This window comes from Anabaena sp. UHCC 0204, from assembly GCF_009711975.1.
Lineage (GTDB): Bacteria > Cyanobacteriota > Cyanobacteriia > Cyanobacteriales > Nostocaceae > Dolichospermum.
Genome location: NZ_VIKW01000017.1, coordinates 86,960 through 112,922 on the forward strand (window position 1 = coordinate 86,960; position 25,963 = coordinate 112,922).

A 25,963-nucleotide genomic window follows, 5' to 3' on the forward strand; every position below is an offset into this window, starting at 1 on the left:
ATTAAAATTATACCTTTTGTCAAATTAACGTATTTTATTTATAAAATTTATGGTAAATCTTCTATCCAACACAAATAACTAAACAGTTTATCGTTAGACAGCGAATTATAAAATCTTTCATCAGCCGTTGCCATTTTACAATCGTTGTTTACCGCTAAAGCTAAATATACACAATCATAAACAGCCTGTTGAACTCTTACAGCAATTTCCAAAGCAATGGGCATTAAAGGAGAAGATAAACAAATTTGTAAAGGTAATCCTAAAAGTGATTCTAAATCATTTTGAGCATCATCTAAAGTCATTTCTCCCCGACGTACACGCTTCCATAAAATATTCCCAATTTCTGGAAAAAAGAAATCAGGAACTAATAATTCATAATTTGGTTTATTTAAACGTAATGCTGCTTCTGAATGGATTTCTGGTAGTACCCATTTAATTCCTACATTCGCATCTACTACAAACTTAGTCAACGGTTTCTATCCTCACGTAAAAGTTCAACACTGTCACTAAAAGTTTTATCTAAATGACGCTGACGTGCAGTATCTACTTTCGCCCAAGCTTGTGCTTTAGCAGATTCTTGATTTACTAATTCAGCCTGGACAAAATTTTCTAGAATTATATTGACTTCATCTTCTAAACTGCGGTTATGTCTTTGAGCTAAACCCTGTAATTTTTCTAATACAGCAGGATTAATATTTCCTAGTATAACCTGTGTTGTCATATTACCTCATTATTTCTACAGAGCAAGACATTGTGAGCTACTAATTATTGATAATAATAGCATCAAATTTTAACGCCAACCTATTTATACAAAAACATCAGGTAATTCGCCATTAAAAAACCCAGCTACTAATTAAAGTTCATCATATCCCCAAATTCTTCCATCATTCTCTCCATTAATTCTTCCATCATCTCCTCTTGCATAGAACGGAGACTTTGTGGACCTGCGAGAAATTCTTTGATACTGATCTTTTTATCCTTAAAATCCTTGACAAAATCACGAATTTCAACCACAATCTTAGTTTGAGATTCTATGGTTTCTATCATCATTTCAACAGCATCAATCCCTTGTTTAGCCGCTTTTTTATAATCTGCAACCATCGTTCCTTCGGGAGTATTTTTAGCTAAACGCAGTTCCCGTTTCAAGTTCTCATATTGAGTTTTGAGAATTTCATTTTGTTGTTCTATATTTTTACATCTGCGGGTTAAATCATCTTCACTATTATTATCAATTGATTCACCTACTTCATACTTCCGTTCAATTTCTAACAGTCTCGCTAAATCTCCTTCTTGGTAAGCTTTATTAATCTCCTTCATAATTTCTGTATGAGACATTTGCGTTTCATTATCTTTAACCTTATCAGGGTGAAAGATTTCCGCTAACCGCAAAAACGTCTGTCGAATTTTTCTGGACTCATCTGTTCTCCCTACAGCAGGAGATTCTGAATCTCTTTCTGATTCCCAACAATGACGGCTTTGATGATTATTTTGGGGATCATGATCTTCAAATAGTTCATCTAATTCATCATCATCATCATCTTCTTCTTCAATAGCTTTGTAACTAATAATTCCCCCCATTTGCAAACTTCTGTATAGGGATGCTATATTTTTTTGAGTTTGTTTTCCCAACTTTCTTGTAGTTAAAACTTCTGTAAACAAAGCATGAATTTCTGCATCTAATTCTGCCATTGTTCTCATATTTGGACTGACTCGATGAAATACTTCTGTCGCTAAAGAACGCATCTTTTCAACAAAATTATTGAGTTCTGTCCGCTTTTTTTTAATTTGCTTTAATAGAGATTGGTGTTCTTTCTCTAAACCCTCTAACTGAAGATGTAAGTCAGAAAGAGCTAAGGGAGTTACTGTATTTTGGGATGCTGTTTTTGTTTTGCGTGCCATAGCAGATGCAAGTAAGCTCAAAGTTGATAAAGGAACACAAATGCTAAATTTTTTAGGTATAACCCTAGATAGTATTTAGTGCTGACAGAAAGTAGTAATAAATATTATATTTGAGTATTTGTATTTATACAAGATTTTTAATTAAATTAAGTTGATGATTAAAACAAAATTCGGGAATTCCGCATTTTTGATATTTGGCATTTTGTTGATAGTATTTTAATTTTGAAAAAAGCTCAGTATTTGTAGAGTGCATTAGGCAAAGTTTAGGGTTGGTTATGCGATCGCTCTAAGCGTAACCCTACGCGCCCAAAAATCAAATATTTGTCCTCTAATCGCTATTTTTTTTGATGTTAACAATAGATATATCATTATACAAAAAACTTTTACAGTAATATTTTTTACTAAGTGAATGATCAGCCAAATAGACATTTGTTAGACTTAACCACCAATTACAAGAGTCTTCGTATCTGAGTCTGAGTTTTCCGGTAATCGGGATATTTATATAAATAGGGAATTTTGCCCAAAAGCGTGCATTTTGTGTAAAGTAGATGCAGGTAAACGGCAAAATATCATATTCACCTAGCAAAAATTGGCTAAAATCTATTTGGTAGGTGTTAATTTAACTAGGGTAGTGTTACTAAATTACTAAACATTCAATTATTGTCAATTTACCTACAAAATCCCCAATTTTAATCTTTAGAGGTATCAATGGAGTTTAATAATTTTAACAAAAAAACAAACGAGTATAAAGAACTTAAAGAAAAACCTCATTGGCAAGCTCCAGCTACTAAAGGCAGTATCAAAGCGAAAGAACCCCAACCAGCCAATCATACTACACTGAGGGATGATGATAATCGTGGTAGAGTAGCAATTTTTATTGATGGGTTAAATCTATTTCAGGCTGCATTGCAACTAGGAATTGAGATTGACTATGTAAAATTGCTTTGTCGTTTAACTAAAACTTCGCGGTTATTGCGTGCCTTTTTTTATACTGGCATGGATAGTGGTAACGAAAAGCAACAGGGATTTCTTTTATGGATGCGTCGAAATGGTTATCGTGTAGTTACTAAAGATATGAGTGTCGTTGTAGATAATTACAAAAAACCAAATCTCAATGTAGAAATTGCTGTTGATATGATTACTTTAGCACCCTATTACGATACGGCTATTTTAGTCAGTGGAGATAGTGATTTATCCTATGCTGTCAGTGCTGTTAGCGGTATGGGAGCTAGAGTAGAAGTAATTGGTTTGCAAACAACTGCTAATGATATTGAAGCACAGCGACGGAATCACTTGATTGATGTAGCTGATGAATTTGTAGATTTCGACAGTATTAAACAGCACATTCAAAAAGACTCTTATATCGGCTATAGTTATCGAAATTCTTCTAACTACCAGCTTTAAATTTTCAGTATATTTTTTGATTGTCATCCCAAATATACAGTATTTGCGAATTCTGTTTTCTGGTTTTTTGACATTTATTACCCTAACCTCAAATTAAAATAATTTGAGAGTATTAAATGCTGCATTTTATTTGGCATTTTTTAAATATCTATGCTATACCCGTGTAGGAATAGCTAATTAACATTAATAAGTATAATCCCTATCCTCTTAAATTTAGTTTTAAATCAAGTATAATTGCTGATTAATGTATTTTTAGTATTCACTTAAAATGTATCTTCAATAGATATATTTCCTAAAAATCATATCATTAAAGGAGTAGGTACTGTGGATCAAATTCAGTTCACTTTGGTGATTAGCTATTTGCTGATGAGTGTATATTTTTTTACTAATTGGTTAACTTTTTCTCTCCGTCACCCGACATCTTCCCCAGAGGAGAAATTTTTATCCCTCATTATGGTTATCATAACTACAATCTTTTGGCCTGTAATTATTGTTATTTCTTGTTTAGAAATATTTAAAAAAGGCAAGTTAGAATTTAGTGCGGTAGTTCCTGTACTTTTAGCAATTTGCGCTTTTAGTATTTCCTATTATTTAAGTTCTGTACATGAACATTGGCTGTGTTATTATGACTTGTTTTGTAATTATTCTTCGTAATTAGGGAGTTTTCTAGACTCTATTTTTATATCTCGATTTCATATATCCAAACTTTAATCATCTTCGTATTCTGCCCAAGAGTTAGCAGTTTCGGATACAGCAATTTTAAGTTTTATATCATTGGATAAACGTTTTTTAGTTTCATCATAAATATATTTAGCAATCATCTCTGCTGTTGTTTCATATTCAGGAGGTAAAACTTCATTTAAAATACAATGATCTAATCCTCCTTGAGTTACATCTTTTTTTGCCCAACGTAAACTTCTAAAATCAGCAACCATAACTGGGTGAGGACAGTATTCTGAAGAATGCAAAGTTGATGATTGCGCTTCAATTCTGACTTTATAAGTGTGTCCGTGCATTCTTCCACAAGGACCATTATAGTCTTTGATATAGTGGGCGCTATCAAATGTAAATTCCGTTGTTAGTTTCCATTTTGGCATCTTGATACACTCTTTGGTAATTGGTAATTGGTAATTGGTGATTGGTGATTGGGAATTGGGAATTGGTAATTGGTGATTGGTGATTGGTGATTGGGAATTGGGAATTGGGAATTGGTGATTGGTGATTGGTGATTGGGAATTGGGAATTGGGAATTGGGAATTGGGAATTGGGAAGATGAATTTTTTTCTGGTGTATGACTTTTGTAATTTAACTTAAATTTGTGCTGATGTTAACCAAATCTTTGCTCATTGGATATGTCTTAGTTGGAAGATTATGAAGATCAGATAAATCAAACACAGTATATCTATCGAGTTATAGATATATAATAGGATTCCAGATGCTTAAAGCTATTGCTGTTGCTTACCTGTTACTGATTTTTGGCGATTTTCTTTCTACCTTCTTCTATCATGTCCCTGAACACATCTTTGGTAGTTTACACCTGACAACTCACCACTCCAGGAAAAAGAGTTTTCGCCACTATGCCATTTTAACATTTAATCTCCAGGTACTTTTAGATGGGATTTTAGGAGCATTACCATATTTTCTGTTAGGAGTCTGGTTATGGGCTTTTTCCCCTATGGGTGTAATTTGTGGTTTGTTATTTGGTCAGTTTCATGTGTGGTGGAGACACATAGTTTCTTTGGGTTGGCAAACACCACAAGCTGTGACGTTTTTGTGTAAGTTATTATTTATTACTACGCCAGAACAACACTGGGTACATCATCAAAAAACTAACTTGGGTTTTGGTGATATTTTTACGTTTTTTGACCAACCTGCGAAAATTTGGATGGCTTGGTTACGTTTACTGAGGATCAATTGGCGTTATTATACAGAAAAGCATATTTCTGGATAAACTAGATTTTGATGAGAATTAGTGACTTGAAATCTTGATTGTGTCAAAAGTATGGTTAATTATGGATGTCGCTATTAAAACCATACACGTTTAACAATCAATGGTTAATTCTAGTCTTGTTGTCACTTTCTATGTGAATCCTGTTACGGGAAATGATGCTAATACCGGTTCTCGTACCAATCCATTCAAAAGTATTACCCATGCCCTTAAACAGGCGAAAACATCAACGATTATTCAGTTAGCCAGTGGGACCTATAGTCAGGCTAATGCAGAGGTATTTCCCTTAGTTATTCCGCCAGGGGTGTTATTAGTAGGGAATGAGGCGAATAAAGGTCAGGAAATGATTATTTCTGGAAGTGGGGAATATCAAAGCCCTAGTTTCGGAGTCCAAAATATTAGCCTGTTGTTACTAGGTGATGCGAGTCTTTTAGGTGTGACTGTGATTAATACCACAGCAAAAGGTACTGGTGTTTGGATTGAGTCGTCAGTACCAACGATCGCTAATAGTACCTTTAAGAATTGTGCCAGAGAAGGGGTATTTGCGACTGGCAATGCGAAACCGGGGATTGTGGATAATTTATTTATTAATAATAAAGTAAGTGGGTTAGTTATAGCCAGGAATAGCAAAGGGGAAGTGCTGCGGAATCTCTTTCAAAACAATGCGTTAGGGATAGCGATTAGTGACTTTGCAGCCCCTTTGTTAGCAAATAATAAACTTTTGGCCAATGGGACAGCGATCGCTCTTTCCCGTGATGCTAGACCAGTATTACGACGGAATCTGATTGCTAGTAATACCCAAGGTGGTCTATTGGTAAATGGTAATGCTGTTCCTGATTTGGGAAGTCCCCAAGATCCGGCTGACAACATTTTTCGAGAACAGGGCAAATTCGACTTACAGAATGTCACAAATCAAAAAATCATGTCTGTTGGTAATCAGTTAAGTCCGCCACAGGTCATTGGCTTGATAGACTTTCTAGCTGCTACCAATGACACTCCTAGTCAAATAGGAGTTAGCACCAGGTTTGCTGATTTAGAAGGACATTGGGCGGCGGCTTTTGTCGAAGCCTTAGTTAATAAAGATTTTATTAGCGGTTTTCCTGATGGGACTTTTCAACCATCCACACCCATTACCCGCGCCCAGTATGCGGCTTTAATGACCAAGACATTTCGACTTCCTGGAAGTAATCAACTAAATAGATTCAAAGATGTCAAATCAGACTTTTGGGCGGCTCAAGCTATAGCCAGCACTGCGGATAAAGGCTTTTTGATGGGCTTTCCCGATGGGACATTTCGACCGGGAAATAATTTAACCAAAATTCAAGCCCTAGTCTCAATAGTTAACGGTTTGAAGCTGACTGGTGGTAATCCTAATGTCTTAATGATCTACCGCGATCGCGCTCAAATTCCCAGTTATGCTACCAATGCCGTGACAGTGGCTACGCAAAAACTCTTAGTAGTTAATTATCCCCAACCAGATCAATTAGAACCACTACGAGAAATTACCCGTGCGGAAGTAGCAGTCCTGATTTATCAGGTATTAGTCGCCACTGGTCAAGAAAATCCTCTTCCCTCTCCCTACATTGTCAAACCAGAGACAGAGATTCCCTCTTTTTCTGATATTGTCGGACATTGGGCAGAAGCATTTATCCGTGCCTTAGTTAGTATGAACTTAACACAAGGTTTTGCTGATGGGACATACCAACCGGATCAACCTATGACCCGCGCCCAATACACAGCTTTAATCGCTGCTGCTTTTAATCCCCCAGCCAAACGCCCGTCCCCAGAATTTACAGATATACCCAAGGATTTTTGGGCAGCTAAAGCTATTGAAATAGCCGCCAGGGGTGGTTTTGTAGGCGGATTTAGCGATCGCACCTTCCGTCCTAGCCAAAATGTCCAAAGGTTACAAGTGATAGTCTCCTTGGTTAACGGACTCGGACTCCCTCCCACTGACCAAAAAACCTTAACCTATATTGACCAAAATAAAATTCCTGAATACGCCCAATCAGCAGTCACCATCGCTACCCAGCAAAAAATTATTGTTAATTATCCTGACCCCAAACTACTTGCACCCACCCGCGAAGCTACACGCGCCGAAGTTGCGGCCATGGTCTATCAGGCATTAGTAGCCAGTCAACGTACAAAAGTTATTAACTCACCATATATTGTTTTGCAGATCAGCAATTGACAAGTAGAATGGAAAACACTGCCTATCAAATTTGCCGCTGGTGCAAAAAAACACTCATGTAGCTAAAAATACGTTAGGCTAGATGCGATGGGTGAAATATTGATACCTATTGCCTGGAACTTAAAGCCCATGTTAACAACACCCCCAAAACCTCCTGCCGACTTAGCAGCTAAGTTATTAACTCACTATAGTTTTGATCTCAATGGGTATAATCCTAGTGAGTTAGTTAACCTCTGGCAAGTAGAATATCCACTCAATTGGCTGCCCTTAGCAGTCATCGAAGCTTTGTATCAAGGTCGTTATAAGGCTATATCCGTACAGCAAATCTTGACTTTTTGGCGACGAAGAGGAGAGACAACATATCATTTCAATATGGAATTTGAACGGATGATTTGTAGCAAATTTCCGGAACGTCTCACGTCCCTCTCTTTACCAGTTTTACCATCTGCTAAACAGGAAATCAGGACGGAAGAACATAAAAGTCCTCAATTATTACCTGCTCCCGTTAGTTATAAATACCAAATAAATAATAATTTACCGCCAACAGCAGAGAAATGGAATTCTCAGCAGAAAAATCCAGTCTCTACTCTTCCTGATTCTCCATTAACAGCAGATATAAACCCAAAAGCCATTATTCAGCACAATTCACCCGAACCAGCAGAACAGTTAATGCTACCAGCAACAGCCAATCATCCCCCCATTGGTCAGTTTATGCCCCAAATGAGCGATCGCACCGAATCCTTCACCTCCAAACTCAAAGCTCTCACTAGTGAAAACTTAGAATTTGTCTTTTAAAAAATCAGCAAGATTCGTAGGGGCGCAGGGCCTGCGCCCATTCAGGATTCTGAGAGTGTCAATCAACAGGTTCAATCACTGCTCTTAAACCTCTGTTATTGAAAGTGTTCACGACTGCATTAGCATTATCTTGACTACCAAAAACTCCTACTTGCATGACCCTGCGATTTTGCCAAACCGTAGAAAAAGCATCACTAGCTAGAGAACTGACTAAATTTTGTTGTTGCTGATTGGCAACTAGCACCAGCACCCGGTAACGGACATTTTGCCCAGTAGCTGTAGAACCTTGGGAGACCAAATTCAGACTATTTCTCCTAGATGCTGCTTGAGGAGCGACAAATTCAATAGCACCTGAGTCAAGTTGCGTATAATTAAACTGAGGTAAATCAGCTTGATTATTTGGTAATTGTGGCGATTGATTGGGATTAGAAATAGTTCTAATCAGAGGTGTTAAAGTTCTTTGAGGGGAAGGATTTTGGGCTGTAGCTGCGGTGATACCTTGCAGATCCACTTTACCGTTAATGCGACTACTAACTAGATTGTTCCCAGCCGCAGAAAACAGCAACTTAGCAGCTTTAGCATTGATATCATAACGACGATTATTCCGAAATATATTTCTCCCAGGATCATAACTACTACCTAAATCTGGTTTACCTTGAGCAATCACCACCAGACCATCTTCCCTATTGCCTTGAATAACATTATTCCTGAATAGTGGTGTAGCATTCGCTTGGATAATAACACCTGATCTATTGTTCTGAATTTGGTTAGCTACTACAACCGGAGACGCATTTTGGGCGATATTAATCCCAAAACCAGTTTCTTGAAAGATATTTTCCCTGATTTCCGGGCGAGCATTCCCAGAAATAGTGATGCCATTTGCACCATTCCGCACAAAATGATTTTTGTTAATACTAGGTGTACCCTCACCAGTTACAGAAATTCCATCTTGGGTACTACTCGTAAATGTATTGTCCCGAACTACAATATTACTGGATTCAATCCATAACCCATAACCACGACTATTGGAGTTAGTAACAGTTACACCACTTAAACTAGTTTGGTTAGCACTAACAATAGCGACATTTTGCCCACCGAAACTGCGGCTGAGGTATTCACCACCACCATTAATGATCACGGTTTTACCTTTATTGCTGATATCTCCTTGAATCGCCACACCTGGTTTTAAAATTAGCGGAAATACTTCTCCAGTTTTGGCGTTATATGTACCGGAAGAGAGGATAATTACAGTATTAGACTGTGATGCTTCCAAAGCTTGGGTAATTGTCTGCCAAGGTGCGCTTTCACTACCATCGCCTGTTGTGTCATTTCCCATACTTGGGTTGACAAACAATTGGTTAACCTGAGAAATTGATTTCTCACCTGGAAGAATTTGTTCTCCTCCTCTAGAAACTTGAGCAAAAACACTATTGATGTTTGTCGTTAAGAAGGTTGTACTTGTCACTCCTACAGCAACGGTTAAACTCAAGATTGAGAAACTCAGGGTGTTCACAGACTTTTGGGGAACTATCATTGTTTATAAAACTCCTGTAAAACATATAGCAGAAACGTTCATAATCTTTTTGTGTCTTATTTTTATCAGGACTGTATTGCAACTGCTACATAGCAACTGTTATACAATAAATTTTTATACTATTTAAGAGTAGTATGTTGATGATGTTACTCATCTCTTGACAAATTGACCATAATTAGTTAGCAAATATTTAACAATTACAATATGAACCAGGCTGGCTATTACGATCAAGGCACTAAAAATGGGGTTGTTGTAATGGTTTCAGCCCATAGTCACACACAGCAAACTATTTATCGTATTTTAGATGCCAATTTAGATCGCGCTCGTGAGGGGTTGCGAATTATTGAAGAATGGTGTCGGTTTGGTTTAAATGATTCCCAATTGTCAGGTATATGTAAACACTTACGCCAAGAGTTGGGTACTTTGCATACGGCTGAATTACGAGCAGCACGAGATACACCTGGAGATATAGGGACTAATTTAACTCATCCCCAAGAGGAACAACGGGCTGATATTACATCTCTATTACAGGCTAATTTTTGCCGTGTGCAAGAAGCTTTGCGGGTATTAGAAGAATATGGCAAGCTTTATCAAGGGAATATGGGGACAGCTTGTAAACAAATGCGTTATCAGGTTTACACCCTAGAAAGTAATTTGCTGGGTTATCAGCGTCATCAGTTATTATGGCGATCGCATTTATATCTGGTAACTTCTCCCGTTGATAACTTGTTCGCAGTTGTGGAAGCGTCTCTTCAAGGTGGATTAACTCTGTTACAGTATCGGGAAAAAACCGCTGATGATTCAGTGCGTTTAGAACGGGCTATACAATTACGGCAGTTATGTCACAAATACGGCGCTTTATTCATTATTAATGATCGAGTGGATTTAGCTTTGGCTGTGGATGCTGATGGTGTACATTTGGGACAACAGGATATGCCCATTGCTATAGCGCGTCAATTACTGGGAAATCAGCGCATTATCGGTCGCTCTACCACAAATCCTCAAGAAATGCAAGGGGCAATTGCCGAAGGTGCAGATTATATTGGTGTAGGTCCTGTATATGAAACACCGACAAAAGTAGGTAAAGCCGCAGCGGGTTTAGAATATGTGAAATATGTATCCCAAAATTGTCAACTTCCCTGGTTTGCGATTGGGGGTATAGATATGAATAATCTCAATGATGTGATGAATGCAGGAGCGCAACGGGTGGCTGTAGTGCGATCGCTCATCGAATCAGATCAACCTACTCTAGCAACTCAGTATTTTCTCTCGCAACTGCACCGAATTAAATAAATCAGGAATGCTAACAGTAATTATGGTGGGTTAGTGTTACCCACCATGCTGTGTTTTTCAATATTGTGATTTTGCCAAAGCTTTATTCCTGGTTATTCTGGTTGTTATCAGAGGATTTTTCTTTGATCTTTTTTATCACCCAAAATAGAACAGCATCAGAAAATTTCTCAATTGCCCAAGTGATTAAAACTGTTAAAAGAAGAGTAGAGATATCCATTAGAACTTCCCGCTATTGTTTTTTTGCTTGATTACTTATATAAAATCAAATAAAAAATAGAGAAAAAAGATCCAGTAAATAGAATTTACTAGAATTTAATAGAAATCTTGCTCATTATGATTGATGATGTTATTTTGGAAATATCAATTAAACTCCAATAAATAAACTCACCCATAACCGCCTCAGAATGAATTCTGAGTCTAATAACAAAAGTCGTCTAAAGACGACTAACTAAAAATTAATAGTCCGTTTTAACGGACTTGGGCTATTAGACTGGGAATTCATTCCCAGGCGGGTTATGAGGCTAATTGAAAATACTAAACTCACCATATATAATTAATGGGCAAAGTGCAATTTATGATGTCCCCAGAAGAAACAACATTAAAACAACAATTTCTGCTAGAGATGTCCAGAAAATTTGAATTTACTGGAGATACACAACAAATATTTATAGTTAGGTTTGACCCGAAGAACTATAGTATTGATGATGATGAGCAACTTGCTAAGAAAATTACTTTTAAAAATGAAATTGTCAATAGAACTCAAAAGATTAAAGATGAACTAAAAAATAATATTTACCCTATTCTTCAACAAAACAAATGCGTTATAGAATCAAAAAAAGGTAGACCACAAAAAGGAAATGAGCCTTGGAAACAGGCTTATAAATGGCTTTGGGAACAGAAATATCGTGAATGGCTTGCACAACAACAAACCCAAAATAATCAACCTGAACCCCAACCCGAAACCCTACAAATCAACTGGCGCGAAATATGCCAGAAAATGCTACAAAAACAGCAAGATCAACAACGATTAAGACGACAAATCACAGAATTAAAACACGAAATAGAAATCTTCGTCCAATTAGGCTTAATTCAACCCAAACCCGCACGACGTAAAGAAGAAACACCCTTTCCCGATGCGGCTGAGGGTATGCGACAATATGAATTAAAAACAGAAGAAATTACCAAACAATACGAATATCAGCAATTTATTGATGAAGTCATAGGCCAGCAAACCAAAAATTTAGCCATTATTGGAGAACCAGGGGCAGGAAAAACCACTTGGTTAAGCAAAATTGCCGAATATTTAGCCGATAATCCTGATTATCCTAGCCCTATTTTTATTAGTCTCAGTCGGTTAGAAAATAGAACCCTAAAAGACTATTTACTGCATACTTGGCTAGAAGAGGCTTTAGAGTTTATCCCCTCCCAAATTACCGTTACACCGGCTTTAGTGGCAGATTTACAACAACAGTTTAAAAATCAGCGAGTGTGGTTGCTGTTGGATGGGGTGGATGAGATGAAAACTACCGGAAACTCACCTTTATCCCAACTCAATAGCCAATTAGAAGGATGGGTAACTTGGACTAGGGTAATTCTCACCTGTCGTCTCAATGTTTGGCAACCTAACCCCATAGCTAATTTTGACTACTATCGCACTCTGGCTTTTAGTGATGTCCAGGTGAGAGATTTTATTCAGCAGTGGTATGAAAAGGCGGAAAAACCGGAGTTAGGGAAACAGTTACAGCAAAAGTTAACCGCACCCCAACACAGCCGCATTTTTGATTTAGTCAAAAACCCTTTGCGGTTGGCAATGTTGTGTCAGAGTTGGTATTTTTTGCAAGGGGAATTACCGGAAACCAAAGCGAATTTGTATCAGCGTTTTGTGGATGCAACTTATGAATGGAAAAAAGGGGAATTTGGCACTACAGCAGCGCACAGACAACAGTTAAATCAGGCTTTGGGAAATTTGGCTTTGAGGATGATTGATGAAAAAATCAGTCTCAAGGAGTCTGTGATTAAAGATGTCATAAATTTAGAGGAGTTTGAGTTAGCAGAAAGGTTAGGTTGGTTAAATTGGGTTTATCGTGACCAAAAAACTGATGAAAGGGTTTATGCTTTCTTTCACCTGAGTTTTGCAGAATATTTTGCAGCTTGTGTAATTGATGATTGGGATTATTTTTTACCTAAAAATCATGTTGAGAAACCTGTTGAGGGTAAGAAATATCGCATTTTTGAGAATGAATGGAATGAAGTATTTTTATTGTGGATGGGGAGAGAGGATATTGATAAGGAAGAGTTTCTTCAAGGATTAGTAGATTTTGAGACAGGTTGTGGTAAGGGGGATTTTTATAATTATCAAGCTTATTTCAAAGCAGGTATAGCTCTCAACGAATTTCAAGATTGTTCTTTGGCAGATAAAATTGTAGATGACATTATAATGGCGACATTTGGTAGTTTTGATGTTGATTCACAACAACCCTTTATCTATTTTCCAGTTATATCAACTCATGCTTGGCAAGTTTTACAACAAATAGAAAATAAACGAGTTATTGAACATTGTATTTCTATTCTTCATAGTCAAAAAATCAACAAAAGATTGAACTTAACCGTAAACAATGTAGCGTCGTTATTGAATATTAGGAAAGAAAGAATAATAAAGAAAGATAATGTTATACAAGCCTTATGTTACTCTTTAATTCAAAATACTTGTGATTATAATTCGAGATTTAATATTGCTTATCTTTTAGGAGATATGGCCGTAGGATATCAACAAGCAATATCAGCGTTGACAAATATACTTAACAATATGAATGGGATCTTTAAAGATTATAATAAAGAGTGGTTTTGTGAAATTGCTATTGCTTTGTCAAAAATAGATCCGGGTAATTCAATTCTTATTTCTGCTTGTCTATCTATTCTTAATTCAACTAGATACCTAGATACACAGCACAGGATAATTCAGGTATTAGGTGAAATAGGAGTAGGAAATGATCAAGTAATATCAGTTTTAATATCTTGGTTTTCTTTCCTTTCTGATCCTAAATATCCAAGCATTCAGCATCCAATGTCATTTTATGATCCTCTTCGTAGCTTAGAAAATATAGCGGTAGGGAATAATTATGCAATATCAGCTTTAATCTCTATAGCTATTGATAGTGAAGTGGAAAATTGGAATAAGAATCATTACCTTTTGATGCTTTTAGAAAAAATTATTTTAGAAAAAGAACAGTTATTATCAGCTTATTTATCAATAATTAAAAATACTAAATCTCAAAATATTGGTATTAGAGCAGCTTCAAGTTTAGCAACTATAGCATTAGGAAATGAAGAAGTAATCTCAGATTTAATCTCCACATTTTATTCTGTAAATAATGAACTTACTCATGAACTTATTATTTATAGTTTAGGTATGATAGCATTCAAAAATGAGCAAGCAATAGAAGCAGCAATTTCTCTCCTTAATTCTACTAATAAAGATACTCTCAAAAATGTTATTCATAGTTTAGGTAGAATAGCATTAGGAAATGAAAAAGTAATATCAACTTTAATGTCATTTGCTTGTTCTAATAAAGATGAACATATTGTAAGTAATTGTGGTTACAGTATAGCTAAGATAGCTATAGGAAATCAAAAAACAATCTCATATTTAATATCTATACTTAAATCTAGTACAAATAAAACTCTCAAGCAAAGTATTATCAACAGTTTATACTCAGTAGCAGTAGGGAATGAAGAAGTAATATCAGCTTTAATATCTATGTTCTACTGTGTTGAAGATGAAGATATTTGTTACGTAATTGCTAACACTCTGACTAATATAGTAAATGATGACAAGGGAATATCAGCTACAATTTCTATCCTTAATTCTTTACTAGATTCTAGTAAAAATGAAGTTATACTTCTTCCTTGTTTGTTGCTTTTGTGGTCTGAAAAAATAGAATTAGTTAATGAAAAGACAATATCAGTTTTAATTTCCACATTTTCTTCCGTTAAATACGAAAATATCAAACATTGGATTTATAATGCCATTGAACAGTTAGGTAAAATAACAGCAAATAATAAAGAAGTAATATCAGCTTTACTGTTCATACTTAATAGTTATACTGAGGATATGTATATCTATTGTCAAGCATCTAGAATTTTAAGTAATATCGCAAAAGGAAATAAAGATGTAATATTAGCTTTTGAGAACATACTCGTTCACAGCAAAAATGAAGAAATTATTGTACAGATTTGTCACTGTCTACATATTATAGACCCAGGAAATCAAGAAATTAAATACAAGTTACTATCTCTGCTTTATTCTAGTAACAATACAAGAATTTCAATATTAAGGTATAATATTAATTTAAGCAATGAAGAATTTATTACATTTTTCTTTTATGTATTAAGTAAAATAGAAAAATGGAGTGATCCAGATTACGACAGGGAAAGAATGAAAAATATAGCATTAGGTAATAATCAGTTAGTATCAAATTTGATATTTCTGATTAATAAAAATAAAGATATAATAATTAATCCTTATGAAATAGACAAAGATAAAACTTATATGTATTTTGAATCTTTAAAAGCAATCTTAAAAACAAAAGATAACTACTTAGTAACAGTTTCAAACTTGAATAAAAATCTAAACGAGGAAACATATAAAAACAATCCCCAAATGTATCGTATGACTTTTGAAACTCTCTACTACTGTGCCAAAAACCTCACCTATCCCCAATTCTACCAAGCATGGCACGCCACCAACACCCTTAACCAACTCGAACAACAATACACCGATATTTATACCCAATTAAAGCAACTGCAACCCACCTCCACCACCTATCCCATCCCCCTCAATGCCGCCAACCTGGAAGGGAAAACCGCAGAAAAAGCCATAGCCAAAGGTATATTAATCAAAATTTATAGCGAAATCTTTCCCAAACAAAAAGCCGATAACATAGAAGATATATTTGACTTAGAAAACGAACTCCAACCCCTGAGAAAACATCTAAAAACAGATAAAATCGCCCTCATTTTCTGTGATATTAATCCTCACCCAGAATTAATTAAATTCTGTCAGCAATTACAGAATGACTGGTTAAAAATCGCCTTGATTACCGATACACCAATAGCATCTCCCTTGAGTGGTTTTCTACCTCCACAGGATAATTTATTAGGAGTGGTTCAAACTTGGTTAGAGGAATTGGAGTAATACTATTCTACAAAACTAAAATAGGAATCTTCAGAACAACTATAACCAACTGTTTATTGTCCAAAAAATAGAAATTTGTCTCATGTCTATACTCCTCCTTACTATATCGTGTTACCATTATTAATAAATAACCTTGGGAGTTTGACAGATGAATAATCTTAATGTCATCACTTGACCCGAACAACTATATCAAGAACTACAAAAATTAGCTGAATCTGAAAATGATTCCATAGAATCTCAAGTTGTGACACTATTACAGAAAGCCTTACAGGAAAAACAACAGCAAACAGAAACACAACGTCGTCAAAATGTCCTAAAAGTCCTAGAGGAAAGCCGCAATCGTCGGCGCTTAAATCCTGCCGATTTTGGATTACCAGATAGTACAGAAATGATTAGAGAAGATCGGGATAGATAAGATATAATTGTTTTTGAGGATCACTCATCTGAAAAAATGAACTTCCAACCATGAAAATAAAAGTCATTATTCACAAAGAAGAAACAGGTTATTGGGCAGAAGTTCCTGCTATTCCTGGTTGTGCTACCCAAGGAGATACTTTTGAAGAATTACTACAAAATATATATGAAGCCGTTGAAGGTTGTTTACTCGTTGATATTGATTCATTTTTATAAGGTATTTTTCAAAATTGAATTTTAATCTGTGAAATCCTTTAATCCGTCTAATCCGTGATTCTGACTGTGACTGTACCTCATAAACCTTAAATCTGCTATATTTTTATAACTCTTAAATTCAAAATTTCTATTTATGTCTAATCAAATTAGTCTCCAAGTCAATGGAGAAACCCGCAATTGTGTATCCCCAACTGCTTTACCTGAATTACTCCAACAGTTGGGTTTTAATCTTCGCTTAATAGCAGTAGAATATAACGGTGAAATATTACATCGTCAATTTTGGACAGAAACTCAAATCAAAAATGGCGATCGCTTGGAAGTAGTAACTATAGTTGGTGGTGGTTAATTCAATAAACAAGAATAACAAGATTCAGGACTATATAACCAACGATGATAATTTTTGCGTTTAGCTAATTCCTTACCTTGACGGCCAAGTTTTTCCCGCAGTTGTGAATCTTGACACAAACGATTAAAAGTTTGCAAAACCTCATAACCAGAATCCTGATTTACCAACAGGCCATTTTCTTCATGATGAACCGCATCTAAAACACTACCTAAGCGAGAAGCAATGACAGGTTTACCAAAATAACCGGCTTCTAAATAAACTAAACCAAAATTATCTATGGTGTAATCTTGATGATTATCTGAACTCAACATAGCAAAAATATCACAAGCAGCATAATAACCAGCTAAATCCCTTTCTGGTACATAACCCGCAAAATGTACCCGTTTATCTACTCGCAATCTTTGGGTTTGGGATTTTAGCTGGTTTTCATAAGATCCTTCACCGCAAATAATACAATGAACATCTACACCAAAATTTAGCAATACGGGAATATTATCTATTACCCGATCAAAGTTTTTATATTTAACCAAATTACCAACAGAAAGAATAACTATCGCTGTTTCTGGAATATTGTAAGTTTGACGAATACGATTACGTAAATCATCAATATGACTCAAACTAGTAGGATTACCAAATCTTTCTGGCCTGACTACCGGATTAATCACATGAGTTGGTGTATCTAAACGAAAAGTATTTCTTAAAGAATTGCGAGTATAAGAACTATGACAAACAATACCCTCAGCACGTTGCAGAGTTAATTTTAATAGCCATTTCCATAAAGGATTATTAGCTGTACGAACTAAATCATTACCATGTAAATAGATAAAAAAGCGAATTGGTAAAATATAACTGAGTATCAACAACGCGGGAAAATCATAACCGTGACACCATTCAATGTAGCGGTAATGATAGCGAAAATATAATTTAATAGCTAGTAAAAAAGAACAAATAATATTAAACCAAGATTGCAGAATATTTCCTAACCAATTATCAGCAAAAGAACGAAAATACAGCCAGCGATAAACAGGAAACTGCTGGGATTTATCAAATTTTTTATCTCCAGCACAACCACCAGCTAAGACAATTACTCGCTCAGGATCTTGCAAACAACGATTATAAACATACTCACCAATTACGGCATCCTGTGGACGAAATATCCGAGAAATGACTAGGATATCTGGATAAGCTGTTTTATCTCTAACTTGTGACCCTAGCTGTGATATATTTTCCATAATTAAGCTTGATAAATTAGCTAAAACTTAGCGCCATCTTTGGGAATTTAAGTCATTATTTACTATTGAAAATTTAACAACAAAGGCAAAATCAACCTGGTTTTAAAATAGAATCAAAGCAAAACTCAAAAAACATTTATTTTCTCTGCCAGATAAACGCTAGAAAAGTAACAACCTAAATTTACAATAGAAACTAGCAGTAATTTCTGATTATAAATAATTGTTTTGTCAACTTACTAACTATAGGTACTTAGAATTTGCTGAGTGCTAGAGAAGAATATTAACTAAGAGTGGGATAAGTCACTAATTTGGTATTTCTGATATTTTTTACTTTTGGAAACTTGATAAATCTATTAAATCCCCAATTTTCATGTTGCAATCTATCAAAATTTCACCTGATAATTAAAATGTAGGAGCAAGAGAATTGACAATATATTGCAGTGCAAGAAAATGAAATAGAAGGTTGAAATCCAAACATAGCTAACGCCACGTTGAGCTATCAACTAACACTCATGTTTTTACTCCTGACTCGGTAACTCCTAAATTTTGCTGTATATGATGTAACGTCTGACTAGCAAAACTAAAAACTATCAACCTAACATAACTGTCAATTATTCACCCAATTACCAGTGAAATTTATTGTTTAAGTTGCCTGTGTTTATCAATTCTAGATCATTTATCTGCATAATCCAAGATAGCTATGATTTATAACTTGTACTCCCAAGAGATTACTCAGAAACTACTCGGAAATTGTTATATCTAACTATTCCTTTTAGAATACCGTAAATATTCTTTGTTTTTGTGCCAAATCGCCATAAAATATCTAGCAATTTGGTAATCTAGATCATAGACTTTCCTACCAAATAATGATTTGATAACACCCATTATTTTGACCTTTTGTTACTTACATTATTGTCATTATTCGTTAGAGTATCAATCATAACGTTTAGCCAACGTTAAAATTGAGTACCTCTAAATGGTAATCATGGATATATTTATCACAATGCCACCTATTCCTAGAGTGGAAAGGTAATCAGTATAAAATTGTTAATTGTCACTGCATTTACGTCACTTATTAAAAAGTCAAACCCCCTAAGATATAGGTGCTAAATATTCTGCCTCTATCCGGAAAAAATTAGTTGATAGTAAAATTAATCATCAAAAATAAATCTTGTATCATTTACAACTATCTTGTTTCTCTGCTACGCCAGTAATTATTAGTAATAATCTACACAGTTAAAAATAAGTCCAGAAAGAGGTACGGTTATCAATCCAAGAAATCCCTCCCTATTTTCTGCCTAACCAAAACAAGACGCGGTAGATTAGAAATAGTGCGATACACTGCACCACTCCTCTCAGCAGGAGAAGTAATCATAAAAATACAGTTTTCGCAATAAATGTCTTATGGGTAAAAAACTACACAGATTCTTCAAGCCTCTATTCAAAACCGCCTTCATTCTTAGCTTAGTGCTAACTTTAGCCTTTAGTCATGCTGATAATGCCTTAGCAGCCCGTAGTGGTGGACGCATTGGTGGTGGTTCTTTTAGAATGCCTTCTAGCCGTACCTACTCACCACGTAGCAATATGCCTGGTAGAGGTGGTTACTATGCTGCTCCCTATGGCGGTGGTTTTGGATTTCCGTTTCTTTTACCCTTATGGGGTTTTGGTGGCGGTTTTGGCGGTTTGTTTGGGATTTTAATCTTTTTTGCAATGGCTAATTTTTTAGTCCAAACTTTTCGTCGTGTTACCAGTGGAGAAACTGAAGAAGCAAACTATAGCAGCAATCCTTCTGTTTCTGTTACCCGCTTACAAGTTGGTTTGTTAGCCCAAGCCAGAAATTTACAAACCGAACTTAATCAAATTGCTGAAGCTGCTGATACCAATACTCCAGCGGGAAGAAGCGAAGTTTTGCAAGAAGCGAGTTTAGCTTTATTACGCCACCCTGAATACTGGGTATATGCAGGTGGTGGAACTCAACAAGCAAAATTAAATTCCGCCGAATCCCAATTCAATCGTCTATCTTTAGCGGAACGGAGTAAGTTTAGTGAAGAAACTCTCTCTAATGTCAATAATCAACTCAAGGCTGTTCTGAGTAAAGAAGCCTTACCTGGTGAATTAGATAATCCTACTCGTTTGATTAGCGAAGGTCCAGGAGAATATATTATTGTCACCTTATTAGCGGCGACTTTGGGTAAATGTGAAATTCCCGCTATTAATAGTGCTGATGATTTACGTCAAGCTTTACGTCAAATTGGTAGTCTTTCTGGTGAACAACTTTTAGCAATTGAAGTATTGTGGACTCCCCAAGCGGAAGGGGATACGCTGACATCTGATGATTTGTTTGCTGAATATCCTGATTTGAAATTGGTTTAATTGGGGATTTTTCCAAAACCTCATTAGAGACGTTCCATGGAACGTCTCTATATTATTTTTCGGCGTTGCTGAATTAGGGTATGAAATTCAAAAATCAATGATTTCAAACTCTTACTCTCTGTAGACTCTGCGCCTCTGCGTGAAACAAAATCATACTCTTAATCAGCAACGCCTATTTTTCAAGATGTTTGGATCGGATTTTTTACTTGTTATTTAGGAAACTGTCGTTCTCGCACTTCCACAGCATAATCTTGTACAGCTTTGGTAATTGTTTCTCGTAAGTTTGTATAAACTTTGGCGAATGGTGGTTGTTTTTCCGAAAGTCCAAGAATATCAGAAGTGACTAATACTTGACCATCGCAGCTAGAACCTGCACCGATGCCGATGGTAGGAATACGGATTTTTTGAGTAATTTGCAGTGCTAGTTTTGCGGGAATATGTTCTAATACTATAGCAAAAACACCAGCTTGTTCGAGAGCGATCGCTTCATTAAAAATCCTCTCTCCTTCTTCCTGGGTTTTTCCCTGTTGTCGCAATCCTAATTGATGGATTGACTGGGGTGTTAAACCAACATGACCCATAACCGGAATTCCAGACTGGACTAAGCGGCTAATAGTTTCTACCATGGCGGGATAACCACCTTCTAACTTTACCGCTTGCGCCCCCGTTTCCTTGAGAACTCTGCCGGCGGAGTGCATGGCTTGGGAAATGCTTTCTTGATAAGTCAAAAATGGTAAATCAACCACCACCAAAGCATTTTTAACACCACGACGCACAGCTTTAGCATGGTGGATCATTTCGTCCAAAGTTATTGGTAACGTAGTTTCATAACCAAGGACAACTGCAAGAGAATCACCAACTAGGATTAAGTCTACACCAGCTAGATCTAAAAGTTGAGCGATCGCATAATCCCAAGCAGTTAACGCAACAATCGCCCGTCCTTGTTGTTTCCATTGAGTTAATTGTTGGGTTGTAACTGGCATAAATAATTGATAATTGATAATTGATAATTGTCAATTGTCAATTGTCAATTGTCAATTATTCCCTATTTTACATACCGACCAAAACCAAAATGAGGCCGGGCTTGACCGACTGAAGGCATTAACCAAGCTAAACCTTCCGTTGTTCCCACCCATAATTTATTGCCAATATCCGGTGCAAGGGTCAAAACACGACTGGAAGGAAGTCCGGCCACTTGGTCTAAAACTGCTCCTGTATATGGGTTTAATCGCAGCAAACCATTGGTAGTACCCACCCACACACTGCCATCTTTGGCAAACCTAACTGATGTAACGTTGCGTCCGCGCAGTGGAGTCACTGACCGCAATACAATACCATTTTTTGGGTTAATTACTAACAATTGATTTGGCATTCCGGCCCAAATTAATCCTTCTGGACTAATTGCTAAAGTCTGTACAGTTCCCCCTGGTAAATCTTGGATTCTTTTCATCAGCAAAGCACTGGCTGTATTCACCATTACCAGTCCTTCCAATGTCCCCGCCCACAGTTGACCATTAGCATCTAAAGTCATGGCATTAACACTAACACCAGGCATATTTTGAACTGTGGTCATAATTAAGCCTTGGTCAGGACTAACCAGGGTTAACCCAGCATCAGTTCCTACCCACAAGTAACCCCGCTTATCAAGTAACAGTGATAATACTCGTTTGGAGGGTAATAATAAGTTTTGGGCTGTAATTTGACTGGTTTGGGGGTCTACTCTGGTTAAACCTTCATTGTTTCCTACCCACAAACGCCCTACTTTATCTTGTGCTAAAGCATTAATAGTAATATTTGGTAAACTGACGCGGGAAATAACCTTACCTGTATTGGGGTCAATCCGTGATAATCCCCGCCACGAACCCACCCAAAGATTACCTGTAAAATCTCCTAGTAAGTTACTAATCCGATAATCCACCTCCATTTTACCTTCTTCTAACTCTCTTTCATTCGGTAAGGGTTGGACTCGTTCCGGTGGTGGTGCGGCTGGATAAGTAGGAGTAGAACTTTGATTCTGACTGGGATTTTTGTCTGTTTGGGCTGTAGCTGGTGTTACCATGCTTGGTAAAGTTATTAAACCCAGCAAGGCGGACATTATCAATAAGTTAGTATGCTTGTGAAATAAAGTCACGGTTATATTCCTTTTGATAGAAGTATCCAATTATTGACTTAAAGTAACCTAAAAAGTTTTTGACATAGATAGGAAAATCCTAGTTTAGGAATTTGCACCCAAATATAATACCAGCGATCGCAAATTTGTACGTATCTAGTCTAGTATGTCAATTTATCTCAGTATTTATTTATATAAGTAGAATAGACTGAATAATTCAAAGTTTGTAGTGAGGACTTTAGTCCTCATTTAAGGGCTGAAGCCCTTACTACCAAATTATCTCAATATTTTTACATTACTTAATCTACTTACGTAATTTACTATCTTCCTGGATAACTCAACATTTAGCCTCAATTTGTTGCTTTAACCAATCACGAAAACTAGCATGATAAAGATTATAATTAATCTCTTCTCCAATTTTTTCTAAATGTAAAAATTCTCGCCATTTATCTAAAATTACCTTGATGTCATATTCATCTTCATCTAATCTTTCTGCTATCCTTTCTAAGGAAAGAGATTGTTCTTGAATGAAGATATTTAACACTTGTAAAGCCATTGTTTGCTGTTCACTAGTTGTTAAATTCATTTTGTTTAAATGATTTTGATAATAAAGTTGTAAATTCTCAGGATAGATATTGTTATTAATAGCTGTCAAAATTTCGCTAACATACATAAAGTTAACTTCATCATTATCAATTGGTGTTAATAATTGATGATTAATATTTTGAGAAAGTAAATGATTAATATATTCCTGAATATCAGCGCGATTTTGTTCTGTGTAATTTGCTAAAGCTAAAAATTGAGATGGAGTTTCAATTAATAAACCTGATTTATCTGACAGAAATGGACGACGAGTAAGGATAAAATAAACCTTTTCTGGTAAATAGCGAGGTAAATAGAATAAATTTGACCCGCGTGGTTGATTATTAATATCAATTCTGTCACAACCATCAATAGTAATAATTAACCGTTGTTCAGGATGTAATTTATCGCTAATTTGTTGCAGTAATAAAGATAAAAAACTACTATTATCAATAGTAGAATCTGTTAAATCATCAATTATATTTTCACTACCTTGATTTTGGGTAATTTCTATTAATTGAGTGGAGATATTTGTCAGAAATTCCTCAACGTAATTTTTACCAGGAATTTCCACATTGTAATAAACAATTCCCGTATTTTGGCTAACATAATGGGCAATAATAGCACTTTTACCAATACCAGGTTCACCGATAATAGTAAAATAACCCCGGTCATATTGATGGAGAAAGCTATTGATAGCAGAAAAGACAAATTCACGACCGACAAAGTTATGATTTTTAGCGGTGATGATTTGCTGAAATTCTGGGGGATATCCTCTGAGATTTGTAAGATTTGTGTTATTAAACATTAAGTTACCTTTATTTCATATTATGAAAAATTCAAATTTTATCCTTTCTAATTTCTTCAATATCTTGCCAAAATTCTGCTCTTGTTACATTTTTTAGAGACTCTTGGCGTTCTTTTGTATAATCACCAGAACCCCAACCCATTTCTTGTAAAAAGCGTATTGTGTCAATTTGTCCTAACTCTTTAACTAAGGCTTGATAACCTTTTGTACGTAATTCAATCAGTGTCATTTTCATCATCTCCAGTTAATAGAAAACTATTCATTAACCAATTTACAGGATTTTCTAATTGAACTTGTAATATATTACGATATTTAATTGCTTTTTTAAGTAATCTATCATCCGTTGTTAATAATACATCTATTTTAGCATATTCAGCACAAGCGACATGAAAAGAATCATAAAGACTAAATCCTAGTTGTTCTAATTCTTGGGAACGTTGATCTATTTCCTCATTTAAAATTATTTCATAATCAACTAGCTTTAATAGTTCTCTAATTTCTTTTAATTTATCAAGATTAGTCATTTTTCTTAACTCTGCTTGGATAGCTTCGCTACTGACTAATTTATATTTTCCTGATTTAATCAGCTTGAAAATTTTAATAACTGCTTCACCTTCTAAACGATTTCTATCATAACTCCAATCATCAAAAGGGCGATTTAAGCAACAAACATCAAGATAAATAAAATAAGATTTGCTCATTGTATATTCCCTCCCTCCAAGCGCAGGAAATGCACCCGTCCTGATGTGTCTCCAGCGACAACTGTTAATCCATCTGGGGAAACTGCACAGCAATACATAGAACTTTCAGCAATAAAAGTAGAGAGTTCCTTTCCTGTGTCCAAATCCCACACCTTCAGGGTTTCGTCATCTGAACCAGAAACCGCTTTTTTGCCATCGGGGGTAATTGCTACTGCTAGTACCGAGTAGTTATGACCTATCAGGGTAGAGAGTTCCTTTCCTGTGTCCAAATCCCACACCTTCAGGGTGTTGTCATAAGAACCAGAAACGGCTTTTTTGCCATCGGGGGTAATTGCTACTGCTCGTACCGAGTAGTTATGACCTGTCAGGGTACGCAATAGATTTCCCCCTGGAGTGGTTAAGCTGGCTGTAAGGGGACGCAATCGGGGAATTTCACTTTTACTTGCTGCGGCATCTGCTAATATTTTCTGAATATCTGAATTTTCAAAACTCTGCAATCTTCCCCATAATTGACTCACTAATTGATGTCGGTCTTGATTCACTACATGGGCTGATAATTCTAAGGTTTGTTGAATTAATTTGAGTGTTTTGATTTGTTCTGTTGCTAGTTTTTCATCATCTGCTAAATTATCCAATATTTCAATATCTTCAATTAGAAGATAATCCCTAATTAGGGCTTCTACTCCAAATTTATCATGATTAATTTTTAAATAAATAAAATCAAAATCCATGACAGTTTGATAATATTTTTCTGTGTTTCCTGCTTTTAATTGTTGTTCTGGAAATTGTCCTAAAAACAAGCTTTTAAATTCTGCTGGTTTTGATGCTAATTTAGTTGCGATATTTCCCATTGATTTGTTTATCTCCTTTAGATATTTAACTCAAGTTGCTATAGTCATCCTATTTGAGTTATGAACTTTTTT

The 25,963-nt window shown here is 35.7% G+C and carries 23 protein-coding genes; 11 read left to right on the forward strand and 12 right to left on the reverse strand.

All coding sequences use genetic code 11. The features are described 5' to 3' along the window. Positions 1-47: 47 nt before the first annotated feature. From FJR04_RS15090 to FJR04_RS15100, 3 genes are all read right to left on the reverse strand, one after another. Positions 48-470 carry a type II toxin-antitoxin system VapC family toxin gene (locus tag FJR04_RS15090; RefSeq protein ID WP_168496157.1) on the reverse strand — a complete coding sequence of 141 codons (423 nt, stop codon included), beginning with the start codon at positions 468-470 and terminating at the stop codon, positions 48-50. Beyond that, positions 467-721, reverse strand: a complete 255-nt coding sequence (locus tag FJR04_RS15095; protein ID WP_168496159.1) for a hypothetical protein — start codon at positions 719-721, stop codon at positions 467-469. The genes FJR04_RS15090 and FJR04_RS15095 overlap by 4 nt, the downstream gene beginning before the upstream one ends. Before the next feature lie 128 nt (positions 722-849). Beyond that, the gene (locus FJR04_RS15100) at positions 850-1,899 is read right to left on the reverse strand and encodes a J domain-containing protein (RefSeq protein ID WP_168496161.1); all 1,050 of its coding nucleotides are present in this window, start codon (positions 1,897-1,899) and stop codon (positions 850-852) included. 708 nt (positions 1,900-2,607) lie between these two features. Between FJR04_RS15100 and FJR04_RS15105 the strand changes: the two genes are divergently transcribed. Both FJR04_RS15105 and FJR04_RS15110 read left to right on the forward strand, forming a co-directional pair. Continuing rightward, positions 2,608-3,303 carry an NYN domain-containing protein gene (locus FJR04_RS15105; protein ID WP_168496163.1) on the forward strand — a complete coding sequence of 232 codons (696 nt, stop codon included), beginning with the start codon at positions 2,608-2,610 and terminating at the stop codon, positions 3,301-3,303. A gap of 324 nt (positions 3,304-3,627) precedes the next feature. Next, positions 3,628-3,957 (forward strand): hypothetical protein, encoded by a 330-nt coding sequence (locus tag FJR04_RS15110; protein ID WP_168496165.1) that lies wholly within the window; start codon positions 3,628-3,630, stop codon positions 3,955-3,957. A gap of 53 nt (positions 3,958-4,010) precedes the next feature. Here FJR04_RS15110 and FJR04_RS15115 read toward each other — a convergent pair whose 3' ends face one another. After that, complete coding sequence (locus FJR04_RS15115; protein ID WP_168496167.1) at positions 4,011-4,400, reverse strand: 6-carboxytetrahydropterin synthase; 390 nt, start codon at positions 4,398-4,400, stop codon at positions 4,011-4,013. A 338-nt stretch (positions 4,401-4,738) separates the two neighbouring features. On the opposite strand from FJR04_RS15115, the gene FJR04_RS15120 reads away from it, so the two are divergent. The 3 genes from FJR04_RS15120 (at position 4,739) to FJR04_RS15130 (ending at position 8,237) form a co-directional block, all read left to right on the forward strand. Next, positions 4,739-5,254: a sterol desaturase family protein gene (locus FJR04_RS15120; protein ID WP_168496169.1), complete on the forward strand. Its 516-nt coding sequence runs from the start codon at positions 4,739-4,741 to the stop codon at positions 5,252-5,254. A 100-nt stretch (positions 5,255-5,354) separates the two neighbouring features. Next, positions 5,355-7,442 (forward strand): S-layer homology domain-containing protein, encoded by a 2,088-nt coding sequence (locus FJR04_RS15125; RefSeq protein ID WP_168496171.1) that lies wholly within the window; start codon positions 5,355-5,357, stop codon positions 7,440-7,442. Positions 7,443-7,571: 129 nt separating this feature from the next. Beyond that, positions 7,572-8,237: a hypothetical protein gene (locus FJR04_RS15130; protein ID WP_168496173.1), complete on the forward strand. Its 666-nt coding sequence runs from the start codon at positions 7,572-7,574 to the stop codon at positions 8,235-8,237. A gap of 58 nt (positions 8,238-8,295) precedes the next feature. Here the strand turns inward: FJR04_RS15130 and FJR04_RS15135 are convergent, their stop codons facing one another. Continuing rightward, entirely contained in the window at positions 8,296-9,771 is a 1,476-nt protein-coding gene (locus tag FJR04_RS15135) for a DUF1565 domain-containing protein (protein WP_168496175.1), read from the reverse strand. A 204-nt stretch (positions 9,772-9,975) separates the two neighbouring features. Between FJR04_RS15135 and FJR04_RS15140 the strand changes: the two genes are divergently transcribed. From FJR04_RS15140 to thiS, 5 genes are all read left to right on the forward strand, one after another. Then, the gene (locus FJR04_RS15140) at positions 9,976-11,064 is read left to right on the forward strand and encodes a thiamine phosphate synthase (protein ID WP_168496177.1); all 1,089 of its coding nucleotides are present in this window, start codon (positions 9,976-9,978) and stop codon (positions 11,062-11,064) included. A 556-nt stretch (positions 11,065-11,620) separates the two neighbouring features. Beyond that, on the forward strand, positions 11,621-16,258 hold the full coding sequence (locus tag FJR04_RS15145; RefSeq protein WP_168496179.1) for a HEAT repeat domain-containing protein: 4,638 nt from the start codon (positions 11,621-11,623) through the stop codon (positions 16,256-16,258). Between the two features lie 244 nt (positions 16,259-16,502). Continuing rightward, complete coding sequence (locus FJR04_RS26215) at positions 16,503-16,673, forward strand: hypothetical protein (RefSeq protein ID WP_254445297.1); 171 nt, start codon at positions 16,503-16,505, stop codon at positions 16,671-16,673. Positions 16,674-16,723: 50 nt separating this feature from the next. Next, complete coding sequence (locus FJR04_RS15155; protein WP_168496181.1) at positions 16,724-16,888, forward strand: type II toxin-antitoxin system HicB family antitoxin; 165 nt, start codon at positions 16,724-16,726, stop codon at positions 16,886-16,888. Between the two features lie 133 nt (positions 16,889-17,021). Further along, positions 17,022-17,234: a sulfur carrier protein ThiS gene (thiS, locus tag FJR04_RS15160; RefSeq protein ID WP_168496183.1), complete on the forward strand. Its 213-nt coding sequence runs from the start codon at positions 17,022-17,024 to the stop codon at positions 17,232-17,234. Here the strand turns inward: thiS and FJR04_RS15165 are convergent. Beyond that, entirely contained in the window at positions 17,231-18,466 is a 1,236-nt protein-coding gene (locus FJR04_RS15165) for a glycosyltransferase family 4 protein (RefSeq protein ID WP_168496185.1), read from the reverse strand. The two genes, thiS and FJR04_RS15165, sit on opposite strands and share 4 nt — an antisense overlap. A gap of 1,404 nt (positions 18,467-19,870) precedes the next feature. Between FJR04_RS15165 and FJR04_RS15170 the strand changes: the two genes are divergently transcribed. Next, positions 19,871-20,839, forward strand: coding sequence for a DUF1517 domain-containing protein (locus FJR04_RS15170; RefSeq protein ID WP_168496187.1), 969 nt, complete (start codon positions 19,871-19,873; stop codon positions 20,837-20,839). 209 nt (positions 20,840-21,048) lie between these two features. Here FJR04_RS15170 and panB read toward each other — a convergent pair whose 3' ends face one another. The 6 genes from panB to FJR04_RS15200 all read right to left on the reverse strand — a co-directional run bounded on the left by panB (position 21,049) and on the right by FJR04_RS15200 (position 25,891). Next, positions 21,049-21,822 carry a 3-methyl-2-oxobutanoate hydroxymethyltransferase gene (gene panB, locus FJR04_RS15175; RefSeq protein ID WP_168496189.1) on the reverse strand — a complete coding sequence of 258 codons (774 nt, stop codon included), beginning with the start codon at positions 21,820-21,822 and terminating at the stop codon, positions 21,049-21,051. A 62-nt stretch (positions 21,823-21,884) separates the two neighbouring features. Then, entirely contained in the window at positions 21,885-22,898 is a 1,014-nt protein-coding gene (locus FJR04_RS15180; RefSeq protein WP_371418137.1) for a two-component regulator propeller domain-containing protein, read from the reverse strand. Between the two features lie 388 nt (positions 22,899-23,286). Then, complete coding sequence (locus FJR04_RS15185; RefSeq protein ID WP_168496191.1) at positions 23,287-24,339, reverse strand: ATP-binding protein; 1,053 nt, start codon at positions 24,337-24,339, stop codon at positions 23,287-23,289. A gap of 31 nt (positions 24,340-24,370) precedes the next feature. Further along, complete coding sequence (locus tag FJR04_RS15190) at positions 24,371-24,568, reverse strand: hypothetical protein (protein ID WP_168496193.1); 198 nt, start codon at positions 24,566-24,568, stop codon at positions 24,371-24,373. Next, a complete protein-coding gene (locus tag FJR04_RS15195; RefSeq protein ID WP_168496195.1) occupies positions 24,555-25,040 on the reverse strand; it encodes a PIN domain-containing protein in 486 nt (161 codons plus the stop codon). Before FJR04_RS15195 ends, FJR04_RS15190 begins: the two co-directional genes overlap by 14 nt. Continuing rightward, on the reverse strand, positions 25,037-25,891 hold the full coding sequence (locus FJR04_RS15200; protein WP_168496197.1) for a WD40 repeat domain-containing protein: 855 nt from the start codon (positions 25,889-25,891) through the stop codon (positions 25,037-25,039). Before FJR04_RS15200 ends, FJR04_RS15195 begins: the two co-directional genes overlap by 4 nt. Positions 25,892-25,963: the final 72 nt, after the last annotated feature.